Source organism: Nocardioides sp. F233 (assembly GCF_057813895.1).
On sequence record NZ_JBVASH010000009.1, the window covers coordinates 87,421 to 106,994 of the forward strand.

A 19,574-nucleotide genomic window follows, 5' to 3' on the forward strand; every position below is an offset into this window, starting at 1 on the left:
CCGCTGAAGCGGCGATTCCTGCGCTCGCGGCTCACAGGTGCTCCCTCTGCCAGGCCACGAACTCCTCGACGCCCTGCGCCACCGACACCGCCGGCTTGCCGAGGTCGCGCAGCATCTTGTCGGGCACGAACGTCTTGGACCACGAGAGCACCCCGACGCCGTACGGCGTGATCGGCGGCTCGCCCGGCAGGTGCAGCACGCGCCAGGTCCGCTCCAGCACGCTCGCCGCCCGCATCGCGGTGGTGAGGCTGACCTCACGGGTCGGCGGGTCGAAGCCGAGCTGGGTGATCACGTCGAGGAGCATCGCCTGGATCTCGACCGGCTCGGCGTTGGTGAGGTGGTAGACGCCGTCGAGCTCGGGCCGCGCGGCCAGCTGGAGCAGGTAGTCGGCGAGGTTGTCGACGTAGATCAGGTCGCCCACCGCGGGCGTCGCGCGCCCGGTCAGCCGCGGCACCCGCCCGGCCCTCGCTGCCGCGATGATCCGCGGGAAGAGCACCGTGTCGCCCGGCCCGAACACCGCGCGGGGACGTGCGATCGCCCAGGAACCCCCGTAGGTGCGGACGATTCGTTCCGATCCGGCCTTCGTGCGTGCGTAGTCGTTGGCGAACCCGGGGCCGACCGGCGAGTCTTCGGTCAGGTCGAGCTGGTCGCCGTCGCGGTAGAGCACGGAGGACGACGAGACGTGCACCAGTCGCGGCTTGCCCAGCTGGGTGCACCAGTCGACGACGGTCCGGGTGGCGAGCTCGTTGTCGCGCACGTACTCCTTGCGGGGTGCGTACGGCGTGGCCCGGGCCGCGCAGTGGATCACCGCGTCCGGCCGCCACGGCAGGTCCGGCAGCCCGGCCGGAGAGACGCGGCCGAGGTCGACGCTCAGGTAACCCGGCCGGTCCAGCCGGCGCCGGCCGATCCCGACCACCTCGTGCCCGGCCGCGGTCGCCCGCTCCCACAGCCGTCCGCCCACGAAACCGGACGCACCGGTCACCAGCAGTCTCATGACACCTTCCTGATCCGTCGTCGCTTCGCGTCGGGCGCCTCCGCCGGCCACGCCATCGGTACGACGGCCGGTGCCGTCGCGCCCAACCGCTGGGCCAGCCGGCCGATCTCGGTGGCGACCCGCTCCGTCGCACCTGACGAACCGGCGGTGGCCGCCAGCCGCCACTCGGCGCCGTGCTGCTCGATCCGGTAGTCGCCCAGGTCCCCGGCGAGCGCGACCGCGTGGCGCAGCACGTCGGGGTAGACGGGCACCTCGCCGAGGGTGAGCACGTCGTCGGCCCGACCGAGCACCGCGGCGATCGAGCGTCCCGGCCGGCCACACGGGCACGGTCCGGGGGCGGCGAGCAGGACGTCGTCGAGGCGGTGCCGGACGACGTACTGGGTGGTCCGGGTGAAGTCGGTGACGACCGGGTGGAAGCGCTGGTGGTCGATCCACTCGGGCTCGACGTGCACGTGGGCCTCGTTGAGGTGCAGCCGGCCGGCAGGGCAGCTGACCGCGAGCAGGCCCTCGGTGGCCTGGTAGATCTGCTCGACCGGTCGCCCGAACGCCTCCCGGACGACGGCCTCGTCGTCGGGCTCGAGGGTCTCCGCGACCGAGACGACCTGCAATGGCCGCAGCCGCCCTCGCTGGTTGAGCTTGTCGAAACCCGACGCGATCTGCCGCAGCACGCTCGGGGGCGCGACCAGCACGTCGGTGCCCGGCAGTGACGGCAGGTGGGCAGCCACCGGCAGCGTCAGGTCGTGCCAGGAGAAGGAGACCCGGCTGCTGTCGAGGGTCTCGTAGAGGTTGCTGTTGGCGCGCAGGAACAGCGCGATCCGCAGCGGCCGCCTCGCGAGTACGCGAAGAGAGCGGGGAGACATGAGCTGCCCCATCAGGATCCCTGCCCACAGGCGGCTCTCCGCCTCCGAGACGAGGAAGACGCCTCGGGTCCCGGAGGTGCCCGACGACAGGCCGACGGTCACCCCGCCGGGCAGCTGGTCGGTGAAGGAGCGCGACCGCTCGGCCGCCTCGGCGACGGCCAGCGCGCGGTCGAGCGTGATGCCGTGCCGGTTGAACGCGGCGAAGTCGGCGAGCACCGTCCGCTTGTCGACGACCGGCAGCTCGGACAGCGGCCGGCCCGCGAAAGGCGCGTAGAACGGGGCCTTCGGCAGCTGCTCGCGCAGGAACCGGTCGAGAGCGCGGGCCCGCGCCGCGTCGTACCGACGGGGGAGGAGCCAGCGCTCGCGGGCGAACGCAGCGGCAACAGCCGCCTGGGAGCCGGCCATCAGCGTCCGGCGTACCAGGCCGCGTGACCCTCGGGGCAGTGCGCCGGGAGGATCAGCAGGTCGTCGTGAGCGGCGTCGAGGACGTGCAGCACGCCGAGCGTGCGGACCGTCGAGTCCCAGTCGTGCATGACGCCCTTCGCCAGCCGTGACGGCGGCCTGAGGTCGCGGAACGAGCGCGAGGTCCACGCGGCGTCGCCGACGAGCAGCACCTGCCGACCGCCGGAGGTGAACAGCAGGCCGAGGTGGCCGGGCATGTGGCCGGGCAGGTCGACGGCCAGCAGGCTGCGGTCGCCGAGCAGGTCCCAGGTGCGCAGCCCTCCCACGGTCACCGAGGGGAAGCCGTCGACCGGGTCGAGCCGGTCGCGCAGGTCGCCGGGCAGCAGGGCCGGGAGGATCGCGTGCCGCACGGCGTTGATCCCGCGCAGGGACAGAGCGTGCTCGGCGCCGGACGCACCGGCGATGATCCGGGCCTGCGGGTGGTCGAGCAGGCCGCCGACGTGGTCGCCGTGGAAGTGGGAGACCACGATCCGGCGTACGTCGCCCGGGTCGACGTCGAGCGCCTCGAGCTGTCGCGGCAGGTGCTCCTCGGGGCGCAGGGTCACCGGCAGCGTGTTGCGGTAGAGCAGCTCGGGCAGCCGGCTGGTGGCGTCCATGAAGTGCTGGGAGTAGCCCGTGTCGAAGAGGGTCCAGCCGTGTGTCGGGTGGTGCAGCGCGCCGACGTACGACGGGAACTCGATGATCCGCAGCCGCCCGCCCTGGCGGGCCATCGCCTCGGGCCCCTTGCAGTGGCCGACGCGCAGCCAGTGGAAGCCGACCTCGGGCTGGTCGCTCAGTAGCACAGCACGACCCCGCCCATGCTGAGCCCGGCGCCGGTGCCGAGCAGGAGCGCGCGGTCGCCGCGCTGCAGCCGGCCGGACTCGATCGCGGCGTGCAGCGCCGACGGCAGCGAGGCCCCGACCTGGTTGCCGTGGTCGGCGTAGATGTCCACCAGCCGTCCCTCCTCGATCCCGAAGTGGTGCTGGACCCAGGCCAGCGCGTGGTGACTGGCCTGGTGCGGAACGACGACCGGCAGGTCCGCCATGGTGGTGCCGGCGGCGGCCAGCAGCCGGTCGACGAACGGCGGCAGGTGCTTGACCGCGAGCCGGAACACGGCACCGCCCTCCATCCGGAACCGGCCCCAGTCGGCGTACTCGCCCTCCACCCGGTCGGGCGCGAACCGTGAGCCGCCCCCGCGGATCTCGCAGGTGTGCGCACCCTCGCTGTGGGTCGCGAAGTCGGTGGCGAGGACGGCCGATCCGGTCTCGCCGGCATGCCCGACCACGGCCGCTGCGGCGCCGTCGCCGAAGATCCCGGACGCGCCGAGGTCGGACCAGTCGAGACCGACCGAGGCCAGGTCGCTGGAGACGATGAGGATCCGCTCGTGGCGGCCGGCGTCGATGAGTGTGGCCGCGAGGTCGAGCGCGACCAGGAAGCTCAGGCAGCTGGCGTTGACGTCCCAGGCCGCGATCGGCCGTTCCGGGGCGAGCTCCTCGTGCAGCAGCGCGGCGTTGCACGGCAGCGGCTGGTCGGGGGTGGCGCTCGCGCCGATGATCACGTCGATGTCGTCGAGGCTGATGCCGGCCGTCGCGAGTGCCTTGCGGGCCGCGCGGGCGCCGAGCCCTGCGGCCGAGCCGCGCTCGACGTACCGGACCCGGACGCCGGTCCGTTCCTCGACCGTGCCGGGCGGGAGCCCGAGGTGCTCGTCCATCGCGGCGCTGGTGACGGCCTCGTCGGGCCGCACTGCACCCGTGCCGAGGATCCGCAGCGCGCGGGGTCCGGGAGCAGGCATGGCGTGGAGCCTACCCACCGCAGGGGTCACCGCCCTGCGCTGTCGAGCGCCTCCTTGGTGAGCGCGCGGCCGAGGTCGACCATCTCGTCGGCCCGGTGGAAGTCGATGGTCCGGGCCGCGCTGAGGGGCACGGTGACCAGGACATCGGGCGGCAGGGTCGCGAGCCGGTAGCGGGTGATCAGGCTCTGCATCGCGTCGAAGGACAGCGAGACAACCTCGGCGGTCCTCACGTCGGGGCGTACGTCGACGGCCTCGGCCGGCGGCGCCTCCGCGGGCGCCTCAGGGGCCTCGCCGAGCTCCTCCTCACCGCGTCGGAACCGCCGCCGCAGGTCGGCCGTCCACTCCGCCCGGCGCACCGAGAAGCCCCGGGCCGGCGACGTCGGCTCGTGCGGCTCGCGCGGGCCCTGCAGCGAGACGGCGACGGTGAAGTCGGCGGTCGCGGCCGCGGTCGGCTCGAGGGGGAGCGGGTTGAGCAGGCCGCCGTCGACCAGCACCCGGCCGTCGACGACGGCGGGCGTGAACAGGCCCGGGATCGCGAAGGACGCGCGCATCGCCGGGATCAGCGGGCCGCGCTGGAACCACACCTCGCGGCGCGCGGCGAGGTCGGTCGCGACCGCGGTGTAGGGGATCGCCAGCGACTCGATGAGCACGTCGCCGACGATCTCGTCGAGCGCGGCCATCAGCTTCTCCGCCGTGGCCGCGCCGCCGCCGGTCCACGTCGGGTCGGCCAGCCGTACGACGCGCCGCCCGGTCAGTGACGAGGCCCAGGTGGCGAACTCGGCGTCCTTGCCGGCGGCGACCAGGCCGCCGACGACGGCACCCATCGACGTACCGGAGATGGCGACGATCTCGTGGCCGCGGTCGCGCAGCTCCTGGACCGCACCGAGATGGGCGTACCCGCGGGCACCGCCGGAACCGAGGACGAGAGCGACGCGAGCCATGGCCCCATTCTGTGCCGCGACCCCAGGCATAGCCCGTGAACGGTGGTGTCGTTGTCCTCACATGGGCCTGCGAACCCTCACCAGACTCGTCCTCGCTCTCTGCCTCGCGGCAGCGGGCCTGACGTCGTGGCCGCAGCCGGCCCGCGCGGACGACCCCGCCGCCCCGGCGCCGGTGAAGGTCGACCAGCGGTTCACGACCTCCGACGGGGTCCAGCTGCAGACCACGCTGACGAGCAGCGGGCCGGTCGCCGCGAAGCCGACGGTGGTGGAGTTCTCGCCGTACGGCGACAACAGCCAGACCCTGGCCGTGACGCCCGACTACAACTACCTGCTGGTCCAGATCCGCGGCACCGGTGACAGCGACGGGTCCTTCGACGCGCTCGGACCGAAGAGCCAGCGCGACGTCGTCGAGGTGCTGCAGTGGGCGTGCAGCCAGCCGTTCAGCGACGGCCGGCTCGCCCTCAACGGCTTCTCTGCGAGCGCGATCGTGCTCTACAACTCCTGGCACCAGCAGCTGCCGTGCGTGAAGGCCGCGATCATGAAGTCCGGCACCCACGAGCTGTACCGCGACCTGCTCGTGCCCGGCGGCCTGCTCAACCTGGTCCCCGGCGCCGGCGTGATCGCGATGATCGGCGCCCCGGCCCTGCTGCAGGGTGTCGACCGGCTGCAGCGCGACCCGGCCTCGTCGCTCGGCATCATCGGCGGGCTGTTCACCAGCGGCACCAGCGTGCTCGCGCACCCGACCCTCGACGCCTGGTGGGCCGAGCGAGGCTGGCGCGGCGACGCCAACGACATCCCGGTGCTGATGGTCAACGGGTTCTACGACGTCGAGTCGCGGGGCGCGTTCCAGGCCTACCAGGCGCTCAAGGGCGACGGCGCCCACCTGGTCATGGAGGGCGGGCACGACGGTGTCCCCGTCGGCAGCGACGGTGCCGTCGGCGAGGCGCACGCCTGGCTCGACCACTACGTGCGCGGGATCGAGAACGGGATCGAGGCCACGTCGCGGGTGAGCCTGCTGCTCGCGAAGGGCTCCCGGCCGTCGTACCTCGCCGGTGACCACGTCCGCCGGGACGCCGCCGACTGGCCGGTCCCCGGCACCACCTGGACCGACCTCTCGCTCGCGCCCGGCCGTGCGCTCACCCTCGACCCGCCGGCGACGAGCCGCACGGCGTCGTACCTCACCGTGCCGTCGCTGCCGACGATGACCGACGTACCGAACGCCGCGATCCTCGAGGCCGGCGGCGCCAGCGCCCTCACCGGCGCCCTCCCGCTGCTCGCGCAGTCCGACCTCGCCAGCATCGACGGAGTGACCGGCCTGACCTACACGACCGACGCGCTCACCGCCGACGTCGACCTCGCCGGTCCGCTCGCCCTCGACCTCTCGCTGGCCACGACCACCCCGGGCTCCGGCATCTGGGCGGTCCTGTCCGACGTGGCGCCCGACGGCTCGTCCCACCCGCTCACCGTCGGCCGGCTCTCGACCAATTTCCCGGGCCTGGTGCCCGGGAAGTCGCTCACCGACGACCAGGGCCACGTCGTCCAGCCGTACGGCGACTACAGCCACCCCTCGCTCGCGCCGTTCGCCCAGTTCCGGCGCTACCAGGTCGAGCTGTGGCCGGTCGGCAACCGGTTCCGGACCGGCCACCGGATCCGGGTCCAGCTCGTCGGTACGTCGGCCGCCTCCCTCGCGCTGCCCGGCCTGCACACGATCCGGCTCGGCGGCACCGGCGGCGCGACCCTGCGGGTGCCCGTCCTTCCCGGGAGCGACCTCGGAGCAGCGCTTCCCCACTAGTCTGCGGGCATGACTTTGCGACCGTTGCAGGTCTTCGCGGTCGCCTCGCCCTACGCCTGGGACGTCGTGGAGAGCGCACGCCGGGCCGGCCTCGACCCGGTCTGCGTCGACAACACGGGAGGCGCCGACGAGCGCCTGCCCGGGCTGACCGGCGAGGTCCGTGACCTGCCCTTCGTGCTCGGCCTCTCCTCGGCCGAGCACCGAGCTCCCGCCGCGATCGCGGCGCACGCGGCCGGCCTGACCGAGCCGGCCGTGCTCGTCGACCCCACCGCCGCGGTGGCGTCGACCGTCGAGCTCGGGCACGGCAGCTACGTCAACGCCGGTGCGGTGATCGCGTCGCACACCACGATCGGCTGTCACGTCAACGTGAACCGGTCCGCCTCGCTCGGCCATGACAACGAGGTCGGCTTCGGCGCCTCCTTCGGGCCCGGCGCGCTCACCACGGGCGGCGTGCGGGTCGGCGCGCGGGCGTTCATCGGCGCCGGCGCGACGATCCTGCCCGACGTGACCCTCGGTGCCGGCGCGATCGTGGGCGCCGGAACGGTCGTCACCCGCGACGTGGCGCCGGGGGAGACGGTCGTCGGGAACCCGGCGCGCGTCGTACGCACCCGCGAGGTGGAGGAGCTCCGGTGCCCGCACTGCTGAGCGCGCTCGAGCGGCCCGTCCCGATCGTGCTCGCGCCGACCGGGATGGTGCCGACCCGCGCGATGACGCCGCACGTCCCGCTGACGCCGAAGGAGATCGCCCGCGACGTCGAGGCGGCCGCCGCCATCGGCATCACGTCGGTCCACCTGCACGCCCGCGACGACGAGGGCGCGCCGACCTGGCACCGCGAGGTGTACGCCGCGATCGTCGGCGAGGTGCGCTCGCGGGTCCCCGACGTGCTGATCAACGTCAGCACCAGCGGCCGGACCTGGACCGAGCTGGAGCGGCGCGCGGACTGCCTGGCCCTCGACGACGACCTCAAGCCGGACCTCGCGTCGCTGACCCTGTCCAGCCTGAACTTCCTCACCCAGGCCTCGGTCAACGCGCCCGACACGATCCGCGGCCTGGCCTCGATCATGCGCGACCGCGGCATCGTGCCCGAGCTCGAGCTCTTCGACCTCGGGATGGTCAACTTCGCGCACGTGCTGCTCAAGGAGGGCCTGGTCCCGCCGGGCTCGGTCGCGAACCTGTTCTTCGGCAACGTGGCCGGGATGCAGGCAGGCGCGGCCGAGATCGGCCTCGCCGTCGAGCGGCTGCCCGAGGGCATGCTCTGGGCCGGCGCCGGCCTCGGCGACTTCCAGCTCACCGCGCAGGCGATGTCGATCGCGATGGGTGGTGGCGTGCGGGTCGGCCTCGAGGACGGCATCTACCTCGACCGCGGCCGCGAGACCCTCGCGACCAACGCCGGGCTGGTCGAGCGCGTGCACCGGCTGATGGAGATCCACGGCCGCGAGCTGATGACGCCGGCCGAGCTCCGCAGCCACCTCACGGACCCGTCGTGAGGGTGCCCGCCGCGGCCCCGTCGCGGCTCGCGCCCGACGAGGCGGCCGCCGTACGGAATGCGGTCGAGGGGGTGATCGCCGGTACCGAGTGGATCCTGGGCGGCGCGGTCGCCGGGTTCGAAGCCGCCTGGGGTGCGTACGTCGGCCGCCCGGCCGCCCACGTCGTCGGCGTCGGCAACGGGACCGACGCCCTCGCCGTCGCCTTCGCGGCACTCGGCCTGCCGGCCGGCTCGGCGGTCCTGGTCGCCGACGACGAGGGTGGGTACGCCGCGACCGCCGCCCGGATGGCGGGCCTGGTCCCCGTCGCGCACGACGCCGGCGACCTCGGACCGAGCGTCGACGACCTCGCCGCCGCCTGGCGCCCGGACGTCGCGGCTCTCGTCGTCACCCACCTGCACGGCAACCCGGTCGCGCTGGACGCCATCGACGCCTGGCGCCGCGAGCACGGGCTGCGGCTGGTCGAGGACTGCGCCCAGGCCCATGGCCTGCGCGTCGGCGGGACCCACGTCGGAGGCACCGGGGACGCCGCCACCTTCAGCTTCTACCCGACCAAGAACCTCGGTGCGATCGGCGACGGCGGCGCCGTCGTCCTGGCCGACGCGGGGGAGGCGGACATCGCCCGCGAGCTGCGCCAGTACGGCTGGGGCGAGCGCTACCGCGCGACCCGGGCCGGCGGCCGCAACACCCGGCTGGACACGCTCCAGGCCGCGGTGCTGAACGCCCGGCTCCCGTTCCTGGACCCCCGCAACGTGCGCCGCCGCGCGATCGCTGCCCGGTACGCCGAGGTGCTCCCGCTGCTCGCCGGACCCGGCTCCGTGCACCACCACGCCGTCGCCCTCGTCGACGACCGCGACCGGGTCGCCGCCGCCCTCGACGCCGTCGGGGTCGCCACCGCCGTGCACTACCCGTGGCTCGACACGGACATGCCCGGCCTCGGGCTGGCGCCCGCGGTCACCCCACAGGCCGCCGCCCGCCGCGACCGCACGCTGTCGCTGCCGTGCTTCCCGGAGCTCACCGACGCCGAGGTCGACCACGTGGTCGCCGCGCTGCGCGAGGTCCTCGGGTGAGCGACCCGCGGAGCTACCCGGTCCACGTCGACCCGCGCGGCGCCCTGCTCGCGGTCGAGCTCGCCGACGTCGCCCACCCGGTGCGCCGCGTCTTCGTCGTCGCCGACTGCCCGGCCGGCGTCGAGCGCGGGCACCACCGCGTGCCGTGCGGCGAGACCGTCGTGCTCGTCAGCGGCGGCGGCACGTTCTGGATCGACGGCGCCGAGCACCGCCTCGACCGCGCGGGGGAGAGCCTGGACCTCCCCGTCGGCGCCCACGTCCGCTACCGCCTCGACGACCCGGCCAGCACCCTGCTCGTGCTCGCCGAGGACCCGTACGCACCCCACCCGGACAAGGAACCCGCATGACCCGCGCCTCGGTCATCATCCCCTGCCACGACAAGGTCGCCACGCTGCCGCTGGTGGTCGACTCGGTGCTGCGCCAGAGCGTCCAGGACCTCGAGGTGATCATGCTCGGCGACGGCGTCACCGACGCGACCCGGGCCGCGATCGAGGCGCTGGTCGCGGCCGACCCGCGGGTGCGCTTCCTCGACTTCCCGAAGGGGCCGCACCACGGCGAGGCGTACCGCCACGACGCCGTCATGGCCGCCGAGTCGGACGCGATCTTCTACCTCTGCGACGACGACCTGCTGCTGCCCGAGCACGTCGCCGACCTGCTGGCGCTGTTGGAGCACGCCACCGTCGTCCAGTCGCTCAACGGCTACCTCGGTCCCGACGGCGCCGTCGCCAGCTTCGCGTCGGACCTGGCTGATCGAGCCGCGGTCGAGCCGATCCTCGACGAGCGGCTCGGGTTCAACTCCGTCTCCATCACCGGCACGGCGCACCGACGCTCGTTCTACCTCGAGACGGGCGAGCACTGGGAGACCACGCCGGTGGGGGAGTGGCCCGACCACCACCAGTTCCGGCGCCTGGCCCGGCACCCGTCGTACGTCGGCGCGACCTCGCGGCGGATGACCGCCCTGCAGCTGCCGACGAGCAGCAACGGCCGCGACACCTGGCCGGAGGCGGAGCGGGTGGCTGAGCTGGAGCGCTGGCACCGCGTCGTGACCGCGCCCGACGGCCAGGCCACGATCGACGAGCTCCACCTGCGCGGGGTGATCGCGGACCTGGTCGTCGCACGGCCCGAGCTGGCCCGCCGCCTCCACCGGATCGAGGAGCAGGATGCCGAGATCGCCCGCCTCTGGGAGCTCCTGCGGGTGCACTCGGCGGACCTGGCCCGCGAGCTCGAGCGGGGGACGAGGCTGGCCGCGCGGCGCCGGCGCCAGAAGGTGCGGGCCGACCGCCTCGAGGCCGAGCTTGCCGCGCTGCGGGCCCGGCGCCGGAGGTAGCCGGGAAACCCCTTGTGAGTGAGTACTCACTCACTTATGGTGGGCGGCATGCCACCCCGTGCCGCCCCGCTGTCCGCCGAGGACCGTCGCGAGATGCTGATCCGGGCGACCCGGCCGCTGCTCTACGAGCACGGGCGCCGGGTCACCACCCGGCTGATCGCCGAGGCCGCGGGCGTCGCCGAGGGCACCATCTTCCGGGTCTTCGACTCCAAGGACGACCTGGTCGACGCGACCATCGCCCGTGCCTTCGAGCCGGGGGACGTGCTGCACCGGCTCGACGAGATCGACCCTGCCTTGCCGCTGCGGGACAGGATGGTCACGATGACCTCGATCCTGCAGCAGCGGTTCTTGGCGATCTTCGAGCTGATGCGGGCCCTCGGCGCGGTCGGCCCGCCGAAGCACCTCCACGACCGGCCCGAGATCGTCGCGGGCCTGGAGGACGTACGCCGCCGGCTGCTCGCCCTGATCGAGCCCGACGCCGACCGGCTGACCCTGCCGCCCGAGCAGGTGCTGCACGTGTGGCGCCTGCTCACCTTCGCCGGCTCCCACCGGGAGATCGCCGACAACGACCTGCTCACCCCGACCCAGATCGTCGACACCGTGCTGCACGGTGTCGAGAGGAGGGACTCCTGATGCTCGGACAGCTGCTGCGCAGCTACCTGCGCCCCTACAAGGGCTGGCTCTCGGCGATCGTCGTGCTCCAGTTCACCGGCACCGCCGCGATGCTCTACCTGCCCAGCCTCAACGCCGACATCATCGACCAGGGTGTGGCCCGCGGCGACACCGGCAAGGTGGTCCAGCTCGGCGCGATCATGCTCGGTGTCGCGCTCGTGCAGGCCGCCTGCTCGATGACCTCGGCCTGGTTCGGCGGCCAGGCCGCGATGGCCTTCGGCCGCGACCTGCGCAAGGCCGTGTTCGGCCGGATCGGCAGCTTCTCGGCGCGCGAGGTGTCCACCTTCGGCGCCCCGTCGCTGATCACCCGCGCCACCAACGACGTCCAGCAGGTGCAGATGCTGGCGATGATGACCTGCCTGATGGCGGTGACCATCCCGATCATGATGATCGGCGGCATCATCATGGCGATGCGCGAGGACTTCGGCCTGTCCTGGCTCGTCGTCGCGGTCGTGCCGGTGCTCTTCGTCTGCATCGGCGTCGTGGTCTCGCAGATGGTGCCGGCGTTCCGGCAGGTCCAGGAGCGGCTCGACGACGTCAACCGCGTGCTGCGCGAGCAGATCACCGGCATCCGCGTGGTGCGCGCGTTCGTGCGCGAGCCGCAGGAGGTGCAGCGCTTCGAGCGGTCCAACGAGGACCTCACCGTGGTCTCGCTGCGCGCGGGCCGCTGGATGGCGGTCATGTTCCCGCTCGTCATGGGCGTCTCGAACATCGCCAGCGTCGGCGTGATCTGGTTCGGCGGCCACCGCGTCGACTCCGGCCAGATGGAGGTGGGTGCGCTCACCGCGTTCCTGTCCTACCTGATGCAGATCCTGATGTCGGTGATGATGGGCACCTTCATGCTGATGATGATCCCGCGGGCCTCGGTCAGCGCGGACCGGATCGGCGAGGTGCTCGACACCGGCACCAGCGTCGTACCGCCGGCGCACCCGGTCACCGAGGTCTCGGTCGCCGGTCACCTCGACCTCGAGGGCGTCGGGCTCACCTACCCCGGCGCCGAGGCGCCGGTGCTGCGCGACGTGACCTTCTCGGCGCGACCCGGCCAGACCATCGCGGTCATCGGCTCGACCGGCGCCGGCAAGACCACGCTGGTCAACCTGGTGCCGCGGCTGCTCGACGCGACCGAGGGGGTCGTGCGGGTCGACGGCGTCGACGTGCGCGACCTGGACCCCGAGCTGCTCTGGTCGCGGATCGGGCTGGTGCCGCAACGGGCCTTTCTGTTCTCCGGCACCGTCGCCTCCAACCTGCGCTACGGCCGGCCGGACGCGACCGACGGGGAGCTGTGGGAGGCCCTCGAGATCGCCCAGGGCGCCGACTTCGTGCGCGAGATGCCCGAGCAGCTCGAGACCGTCGTCGCCCAGGGCGGTACGACGGTCTCCGGCGGCCAGCGGCAGCGCCTGGCCATCGCCCGGGCGCTCGTACGACGACCCGAGATCTTCCTCTTCGACGATGCCTTCTCGGCGCTGGACGTCGCCACCGACGCCCGGCTGCGGGCGGCGCTGGAGCCGGTGACCCGCGACGCGACGGTCCTCATCGTCGCCCAGCGGATCGCCACCATCCGCGACGCCGACGTCATCCTCGTGCTCGAGGACGGCGAGGTCGTCGGGCAGGGCACCCACGACGAGCTGCTGCGCGACAACCCGACGTACCAGGAGATCGCCGCCTCGCAGGGCATCAAGGGAGAGGAGGTCATGGCATGAGCGAGACCCCGAAGAACGGTGCCGCGAAGAACGGCACGATGAAGCAGACCGAGCGGATCGTCCAGCAGGGCGGCCCCGGTCGTGGCCCGATGGGCGGCATGGTCGGCCAGAAGGCCGACGACTTCGGTGCCTCCGCGCGCCGGCTGCTGTCCCTGCTGCGCCCCGCGCGCGGCAAGGCGGTCGCCGTCCTCCTGCTCGGCGTCGGCAGCGTCGCCTCCGTCGTGGTCGGCCCGTACCTGCTCGGCAAGGCCACCGACGCGGTCTTCAACGGCTTCATCGGCGGCCAGCTCGAGGGCCACACCCAGGCCGAGGCCGTCGCGCAGGCCGAGGCCAGCGGCAACAGCGGCCTCGCCGACTTCCTGCGCGGCCTCAAGGGCATCGTCCCCGGCCAGGGCGTCGACTTCGACAAGGTCGGCCACCTCCTGCTGATCACGCTGCTGGTGTACGTCGGCGGGCAGGTCCTCGGCTGGCTGCAGGGCTACCTCGTCAACGACGTCGTCCAGGCCACGGTCAAGCAGATGCGCACCGACGTCGAGGAGAAGATCCACCGTCTCCCGCTGGCGTACTTCGACAAGCAGCCGCGCGGCGAGCTGCTCAGCCGGGTCACCAACGACATCGACAACGTCGCGCAGAACCTCCAGCAGACGATGAGCCAGCTGCTCACCTCGCTGCTGATGGTCGTCGGCGTGCTCGGCGCCATGTTCTGGGTCTCGCCGCTGCTCGCGGTGATCGCGCTGGTGTCGGTCCCGATCGCGATGTTCGTGACCGGGCGGATCATGAAGCGCTCGCAGAGCCAGTTCATCAACCAGTGGCGCCAGACCGGCCGGCTCAACGCCCAGGTCGAGGAGTCCATCTCCGGCCACGCGCTGGTCACCGTCTTCGGTCGCCGCACGGCGGTCGAGGACGAGTTCGACGCCGCCAACGAGGAGCTGTACCAGTCGTCGTACCGCGCCCAGTTCATCAGCGGTCTCGTGATGCCGCTGATGATGCTGGTCGGCAACCTCAACTACGTCGTGATCGCCGTCGTGGGTGGGCTCCGGGTCACCTCGGGTTCGCTGTCGCTCGGCGAGGTGCAGGCCTTCATCCAGTACTCCCGGATGTTCACGCAGCCGATCACCCAGATCGCGTCGATGGCCAACCTGCTCCAGTCCGGCGTGGCCTCGGCCGAGCGGGTCTTCGAGCTGCTCGACGCCGACGAGGAGGTCGCGCCGTCGTCGCTCTCGGCGTCGCCGGAGCGGGACACCACGACCCGGGGCGAGGTGCGCTTCGAGCACGTGTCGTTCTCCTACGACCCCGAGGAGCCGCTGATCGAGGACCTCTCGCTCGTCGCGCACCCCGGCCAGATGGTCGCGATCGTCGGTCCCACCGGCGCCGGCAAGACCACGCTGGTCAACCTGATCATGAGGTTCTACGAGCTCGACGGCGGCCGGATCCTGCTCGACGACGACGACATCGCGTCGATGGGGCGCGGCGAGCTGCGCAGCCGGATCGGGATGGTGCTCCAGGACACCTGGCTGTTCGAGGGCACGATCCGCGACAACATCGCCTACGGGCGCCCCGACGCGACGGAGCAGGAGATCCGCGAGGCCGCGCGGGCGACGTACGTCGACCGGTTCGTGCACTCCCTGCCGGAGGGCTACGACACCCGGGTCGATGACGAGGGCTCGAACCTGTCGGCCGGTGAGCGGCAGCTGATCACGATCGCCCGGGCCTTCCTCGCCCAGCCGGCGCTGCTGATCCTCGACGAGGCCACCTCGTCGGTCGACACCCGCACGGAGCTGCTGCTGCAGCAGGCGATGGCGGCGCTGCGCACCGACCGGACGTCGTTCGTCATCGCGCACCGGCTCTCCACGATCCGCGACGCCGACCTGATCCTGGTCATGGAGCGCGGCCGGATCGTCGAGCAGGGATCGCATGCCGACCTGCTCGAGCGGGACGGGGCGTTCGCCCGGCTGCACGCGGCACAGTTCGCAGCGGCGGCGGTCTGATGCGCCGGGTCGCCGTGCTCGTGCTGGGTGTCGCGCTCCTCGCGACGTGCAGCGGGCACGGCGACTCCGGTGCGGACGGCGTCCCCGTCCGCGACTCGCAGCTGCCGGCGGCCGAGGTCGTGCCGACGACCGGTCCGGCGTACGTCGAGCAGGTGCTGACCGGTCGCGCTCGCACCCTGGTCCGCACGCCGGCGCACACCACCCGGCTGGCCGGGCCGTCCGACGTGACCTGGCGCGCCGACGGCACGGCGCTCGTGGTCGGCGACCGTGGCGCCCGCCTGCTGGATCCCACGACGGGCGCGTGGCGCTCGCAGTGGGTGCCGGTCGGGGAGTACGGCCTCACGCCGGACGCGCTCACGACGGTGCGGTCCGAGCACCCCGACCGGGTCGTCGTGTACGACGCGGCGCTGGGTCATCGGCGGATCATCCAGGTTCCCGCGGCGAAGGCCGAGACCGACCAGCTCGGTGAGGATGCCGAGTTCCACCTGCACGGCCGGGCCTACACGCTGGGCGGAGTCACCTTCGTCGAGTGGGGCGTCAACAGCGAGGACGACACCCGCACCGACCACGGGCTGTTCCGGATCGAGGGCGACGTGATCAGCCAGGCGCTGCGCAACGAGCCGCTCGTCCGGCTGTGGCCGAGCACCGACGGCTCCGCGCTCCTCGCGGTCATACAGGACAACGGCGAGGCCGAGGACTGCGGTGGCTGCACGGTCGAGCAGGAGGTCGTCGAGCTCGACCCCGGCACCGGCGAGGTCGCGGCCGACTACGGCATGCCGCCCGGCTACGCCAGGAGTTGGCGGATCAGTGCGCTGGACAAGGTCGGCACGACGGTCGTGGTGCAGTTCGTCGTCCGCTCCGGCGAGAGCGGTGGCGCCTACCAGACCTGGACGTACGACGGCTCCTGGCGCCGGTTGGCGGCGGCGGGCGACACGCGCACCCGGTTCCAGGTCGGCGGCGCGATGGCGTGGGCGGGCGACACCGGGAACCAGAACCAGCCCTTCGACCTGACCTGGACCCCGGTGTCGGGGGCGCCCGAGATCATCCGCGACCGCAGCACGCCGTGCCCTCCCGACGGCCCCGATGCGACGGCCTGCCCGATCATCTCGCTGCCGGGCTCGTTGCTGCCGCTCGGCTGAGCCCCAGCGCTGTCGGCTGCGTCAGCAGTCGAACTGGAAGTAGGCGGGCTCGCCGCCGGTGACGGCGATGGCGCTGATCGGGGTGTCGTCGGTGACCTCGGCGGCGGGCGCGTCGAGCAGGAACCCGAAGTAGGGGAGCCCGTCCTCCTCGCCCGGCGGGAACACCGACGACTGGTCGTAGCCGTCGTCCACGGGCTCGGTCAGCGGCGTGAAGGCCGCCTTCAGGTCGCCGTACGTGGAGCCGACCTGGACCCCGCCGTGCTCGGTGGCGGGGCCCGGCGCGGTCACCCAGAGCTGGGTGATCGTGGCGTCCTCGTCGGTGAGGACCCGGAGCCCGGCGCCGTCGGGGTCGTCCTTCCAGTGGATCAGCTCGCCCTCGCAGATCGCCGCGCCGTCGGCGAACAGCCCGGTCGCCGACCACTCGTCGCGGGTCATCCCGACCCGCGCGTCGCCGATCGCGCCCGGCCGGATGACCAGGGCCGGCAGCGCGGTGCTGGGGGTGGGGGTGCTCGGTGCGGTGGTGGGCGTCGGCGTGGGAGTGGTCGACGAGCGCGTGGGCGAGGGGGTGCTGTCCGGTTCGTCGTCGTCGGACGAGCAGCCGCTGAGGGCGAGCAGCAGGGCGACGGCGGGGATCAGCAGGCGGGCCATGCCGGGCGTGTACCCGCCCGGCAGGGCCGTCATGCCCTCAGCGGCGCAGCACCTTGCGCGCCAGCAGGTTGCCGCCGAGCTGGATGACCATCACGAAGGCGACGAGCACCAGGATCGAGGACCACATCACGACGTCGTCGAACTGGCGGAAGCCGAACCGCTGGGCGAACGAGCCCAGACCGCCGCCGGCCACGACACCGGCGATGGCGGTCATGTCGACGATCGCGACGAACGCGAAGGTGTAGCCGAGCACCAGCGGGCCGAGGGCCTCGGGGACGAGCACGGCGAAGGTGATCCGGGCGCGGCTGGCGCCCATGGCGCGGGCGGCCTCGATGACGCCGGGGTTCACGGTGACCAGGTTCTGCTCGACGATCCGGCTGATCCCGAAGGTCGCGGCGACCACGATCGCGAAGGTGGCAGCCGGCGTACCGATGCCGGTGCCGACGACCACCCGCGCCAGCGGCTGCAGGGCGGCGACGAAGATGACGAACGGGATGGGGCGGAAGAAGTTCACCGCCACGTTGAGCACGACCTGCAGCGGGCGGTTCGAGTAGAGGCCGCCCTTGCGGGTGAGGAAGAGACCCAGGCCGAGGCCGAGGCCGAGCAGGCCGCCGAGCAGCAGCGCGGTCGTGGCCATGACCAGGGTCTCGCCGGCCGCCTGCCAGAACTCCGACTGCAGGTCGCCGAGGCGGGTGTCGATCGCGAGAGCGGTCATCACGCGACCTCCGTCCACTCGACGAGGGGAGCGACCTCGGCCAGCGCCCGGTCGACCGCATCGGTGTCGCCGGACAGGGCGAGGGTGAGGTTGCCGAAGGTGGTGCCCTGGACCTCCTCGATGCCGCCGTAGACGAGCTCGAAGGCGACGTCGTGGCGCAAGAAGGTCGCGAACACCTCGGACTGGCGCACCTCCTGCTGCCGGAACGCCAGCCGGACGAACCGGCCGTCGTGGCGCTCGCGCAGCGCGGCGACCACATCGGGCGCGGGCAGGTCGTCGACGACGGTGCCGACGAAGCGCTTCGTCACCGGGTGCTGCGGGTCGGCGAACAGGTCGACCGCGCGGCCCTGCTCGACCACCTTGCCGTCCTCCATGACGGCGACCCGGTGCGCGATGCGCCGTACGACGTCCATCTCGTGGGTGATCAGCAAGATGGTGATGCCGAGCTCGCGGTTGACCCGCGCGAGCAGGTCGAGCACGTCGCGGGTGGTGTCGGGGTCGAGGGCGCTGGTGGCCTCGTCGGCGAGCAGCAGCCGCGGCTCGGTCGCGAGCGCACGGGCGATCCCGACCCGCTGCTTCTGGCCGCCGGACAGCTCGCTGACCCGGGCGTGTGCCTTGTCGGCGAGCCCGACGAAGTGGAGCAGCTCGGAGATCCGCAGCTGCTGGTCCTTGCGCGGGACGCCGGCAACGGTGAGCGGGAAGGCCAGGTTGCCCCACACCGTGCGCGACTCCATCAGGTTGAACTGCTGGAACACCATGCCGATGCCGCGCCTCAGGTCGCGCAGGCCCTTCTCGGGGAGCGTGGTGACGTCGACGCCGTCGACCACCACGCTCCCCGAGGTGACCGGCTCGAGCGCGTTGACGAGGCGGACCAGCGTCGACTTGCCCGCACCGGAGTAGCCGATGATCGCGAAGATCTCAGCCGCCCCGACCCGCAGGTCGACGCCGTCGACCGCACGGTGGGCCGGGTCGCCACGGCGCGCGCCGGGGAACTCCTTGACGACCCCGCGCAGCTCGACGAGCGGCTCGACCTGCGGCTCGCTCACTTCTGCTCGCGGATCTGGTTCTCGACGTCGTGCAGGCTCTTCTCGAGGTCGGCCTGGCTGATCGTGACGAACTCGGCGGTGCCGCCGGCGGCCTCGTCCACGCCGTCCAGGACGGCCTGGGTCTGCTGGTAGACCTCGACCAGCTTCTTCAGTGCCGGGTTGTCCTTGTCGTCGGCACGGACGGCGAAGATGTTGACGTACGGGATCGCCTTGGGGTCGCTCGCGTCGTCGACGGCGATGGCGTCGTCGAACTTCAGCCCGGCGTCCTCGACGAAGTCGTTGTTGACGATCGCGGCGGCGACGTCGGGCAGTGAGGTCGGGGTCAGGTCGGCCTGCAGCGCCTTCACCTTCACCCGGGAGGCGGACTCGTCGACGTCGGCGACGGTCGAGAAGATCGAGCCGCCGTCCTTGAGCTTGATCAGGCCGGCGGACTGCAGCACCAGCAGGCCACGGGCCTGGTTGGAGTCGTCGTCGGGGACGATCACGGTCTCGCCGTCGGGGATGTCCGCGACGTCGTCGTACTTCTGCGAGTAGAGGCCGAGCGGGTAGATCGCGGTCGCGCCGAGCGGGACCAGGTCGTCGTCGTTGGCGACGTTGTACTCGGCCAGGTAGACGATGTGCTGGAACTGGTTGGCGTCCAGCTCGCCCTCGGCCAGCGCCGGGTTGGGCAGCGGGTACTCCGCGAAGTCGCGGATCTCGAGCTCGATGCCCGCGTCCTTCGCGGCCTTCTCGAACGTCTTCCAGTACGGGTCGCTGGCGCCGACCGTGCCGAGCACCACCTTCACCGGGTCGTCCTTCGACAGCTCGGCGGAGCCGTCGCCGTCGGTCGCGCGGCGGGTGTCGTCGCCGTCGCGGGTCAGGAAGAAGATCGCCGCCGCGATGACGGCGAGCACGGCCACGGCCGCACCGATCACCAGCGGTAGCCGGGACTTCGGGGCCTCGATGAGGGGGGTCTGGTCGGACAT

General features: G+C 72.7%; 19 protein-coding genes. 10 read left to right on the forward strand and 9 right to left on the reverse strand.

All coding sequences use genetic code 11. The features are described from left to right. Nucleotides 1-31: 31 nt before the first annotated feature. The 5 genes from ACZYRU_RS25595 to ACZYRU_RS25615 are packed head-to-tail and all read right to left on the reverse strand — an operon-like array spanning nt 32 to nt 5,028. Nucleotides 32-994: an NAD-dependent epimerase/dehydratase family protein gene (locus ACZYRU_RS25595; protein ID WP_488959930.1), complete on the reverse strand. Its 963-nt coding sequence runs from the start codon at nt 992-994 to the stop codon at nt 32-34. Then, nucleotides 991-2,259, reverse strand: coding sequence for a F390 synthetase-related protein (locus tag ACZYRU_RS25600; RefSeq protein WP_488959931.1), 1,269 nt, complete (start codon nt 2,257-2,259; stop codon nt 991-993). The genes ACZYRU_RS25595 and ACZYRU_RS25600 overlap by 4 nt, the downstream gene beginning before the upstream one ends. Beyond that, nucleotides 2,259-3,098 (reverse strand): MBL fold metallo-hydrolase, encoded by an 840-nt coding sequence (locus tag ACZYRU_RS25605; RefSeq protein ID WP_488959932.1) that lies wholly within the window; start codon nt 3,096-3,098, stop codon nt 2,259-2,261. Before ACZYRU_RS25605 ends, ACZYRU_RS25600 begins: the two co-directional genes overlap by 1 nt. Further along, nucleotides 3,089-4,087 carry a 3-oxoacyl-[acyl-carrier-protein] synthase III C-terminal domain-containing protein gene (locus ACZYRU_RS25610; protein WP_488959933.1) on the reverse strand — a complete coding sequence of 333 codons (999 nt, stop codon included), beginning with the start codon at nt 4,085-4,087 and terminating at the stop codon, nt 3,089-3,091. The genes ACZYRU_RS25605 and ACZYRU_RS25610 overlap by 10 nt, the downstream gene beginning before the upstream one ends. Before the next feature lie 26 nt (nt 4,088-4,113). Then, complete coding sequence (locus tag ACZYRU_RS25615; RefSeq protein WP_488959934.1) at nt 4,114-5,028, reverse strand: patatin-like phospholipase family protein; 915 nt, start codon at nt 5,026-5,028, stop codon at nt 4,114-4,116. A gap of 61 nt (nt 5,029-5,089) precedes the next feature. On the opposite strand from ACZYRU_RS25615, the gene ACZYRU_RS25620 reads away from it, so the two are divergent. Genes ACZYRU_RS25620 through ACZYRU_RS25665 form a run of 10 tightly spaced genes read left to right on the forward strand, consistent with a single transcriptional unit; the run spans nt 5,090 to nt 16,200 of the window. Beyond that, complete coding sequence (locus ACZYRU_RS25620; RefSeq protein ID WP_488959935.1) at nt 5,090-6,820, forward strand: CocE/NonD family hydrolase; 1,731 nt, start codon at nt 5,090-5,092, stop codon at nt 6,818-6,820. Nucleotides 6,821-6,829: 9 nt separating this feature from the next. Continuing rightward, nucleotides 6,830-7,465: an acetyltransferase gene (locus ACZYRU_RS25625; RefSeq protein ID WP_488959936.1), complete on the forward strand. Its 636-nt coding sequence runs from the start codon at nt 6,830-6,832 to the stop codon at nt 7,463-7,465. After that, nucleotides 7,450-8,307 (forward strand): beta-keto acid cleavage family enzyme, encoded by an 858-nt coding sequence (locus ACZYRU_RS25630; RefSeq protein WP_488959937.1) that lies wholly within the window; start codon nt 7,450-7,452, stop codon nt 8,305-8,307. The genes ACZYRU_RS25625 and ACZYRU_RS25630 overlap by 16 nt, the downstream gene beginning before the upstream one ends. Next, nucleotides 8,304-9,374, forward strand: coding sequence for a DegT/DnrJ/EryC1/StrS family aminotransferase (locus ACZYRU_RS25635; RefSeq protein WP_488959938.1), 1,071 nt, complete (start codon nt 8,304-8,306; stop codon nt 9,372-9,374). Before ACZYRU_RS25630 ends, ACZYRU_RS25635 begins: the two co-directional genes overlap by 4 nt. Further along, nucleotides 9,371-9,721: a WxcM-like domain-containing protein gene (locus ACZYRU_RS25640; RefSeq protein ID WP_488959939.1), complete on the forward strand. Its 351-nt coding sequence runs from the start codon at nt 9,371-9,373 to the stop codon at nt 9,719-9,721. Before ACZYRU_RS25635 ends, ACZYRU_RS25640 begins: the two co-directional genes overlap by 4 nt. Next, nucleotides 9,718-10,701 (forward strand): glycosyltransferase family 2 protein, encoded by a 984-nt coding sequence (locus ACZYRU_RS25645; protein ID WP_488959940.1) that lies wholly within the window; start codon nt 9,718-9,720, stop codon nt 10,699-10,701. The genes ACZYRU_RS25640 and ACZYRU_RS25645 overlap by 4 nt, the downstream gene beginning before the upstream one ends. Nucleotides 10,702-10,749: 48 nt before the next feature. Then, nucleotides 10,750-11,334, forward strand: coding sequence for a TetR/AcrR family transcriptional regulator (locus ACZYRU_RS25650; RefSeq protein WP_488959941.1), 585 nt, complete (start codon nt 10,750-10,752; stop codon nt 11,332-11,334). Further along, nucleotides 11,334-13,073: an ABC transporter ATP-binding protein gene (locus ACZYRU_RS25655; RefSeq protein ID WP_488959942.1), complete on the forward strand. Its 1,740-nt coding sequence runs from the start codon at nt 11,334-11,336 to the stop codon at nt 13,071-13,073. The genes ACZYRU_RS25650 and ACZYRU_RS25655 overlap by 1 nt, the downstream gene beginning before the upstream one ends. Beyond that, on the forward strand, nt 13,070-15,061 hold the full coding sequence (locus ACZYRU_RS25660) for an ABC transporter ATP-binding protein (protein ID WP_488959943.1): 1,992 nt from the start codon (nt 13,070-13,072) through the stop codon (nt 15,059-15,061). Before ACZYRU_RS25655 ends, ACZYRU_RS25660 begins: the two co-directional genes overlap by 4 nt. Then, nucleotides 15,061-16,200 carry a hypothetical protein gene (locus ACZYRU_RS25665; protein ID WP_488959944.1) on the forward strand — a complete coding sequence of 380 codons (1,140 nt, stop codon included), beginning with the start codon at nt 15,061-15,063 and terminating at the stop codon, nt 16,198-16,200. The genes ACZYRU_RS25660 and ACZYRU_RS25665 overlap by 1 nt, the downstream gene beginning before the upstream one ends. A 21-nt stretch (nt 16,201-16,221) precedes the next feature. On the opposite strand, the gene ACZYRU_RS25670 is transcribed toward ACZYRU_RS25665, so the two are convergent. Genes ACZYRU_RS25670 through ACZYRU_RS25685 form a run of 4 tightly spaced genes read right to left on the reverse strand, consistent with a single transcriptional unit; the run spans nt 16,222 to nt 19,574 of the window. Further along, entirely contained in the window at nt 16,222-16,881 is a 660-nt protein-coding gene (locus ACZYRU_RS25670; protein WP_488959945.1) for a hypothetical protein, read from the reverse strand. A 4-nt stretch (nt 16,882-16,885) separates the two neighbouring features. Beyond that, nucleotides 16,886-17,563, reverse strand: coding sequence for a methionine ABC transporter permease (locus tag ACZYRU_RS25675; RefSeq protein WP_488959946.1), 678 nt, complete (start codon nt 17,561-17,563; stop codon nt 16,886-16,888). Further along, nucleotides 17,563-18,609 carry a methionine ABC transporter ATP-binding protein gene (locus tag ACZYRU_RS25680; protein WP_488959947.1) on the reverse strand — a complete coding sequence of 349 codons (1,047 nt, stop codon included), beginning with the start codon at nt 18,607-18,609 and terminating at the stop codon, nt 17,563-17,565. The genes ACZYRU_RS25675 and ACZYRU_RS25680 overlap by 1 nt, the downstream gene beginning before the upstream one ends. Then, on the reverse strand, nt 18,606-19,574 hold the full coding sequence (locus ACZYRU_RS25685; RefSeq protein WP_488959948.1) for a MetQ/NlpA family ABC transporter substrate-binding protein: 969 nt from the start codon (nt 19,572-19,574) through the stop codon (nt 18,606-18,608). Before ACZYRU_RS25685 ends, ACZYRU_RS25680 begins: the two co-directional genes overlap by 4 nt.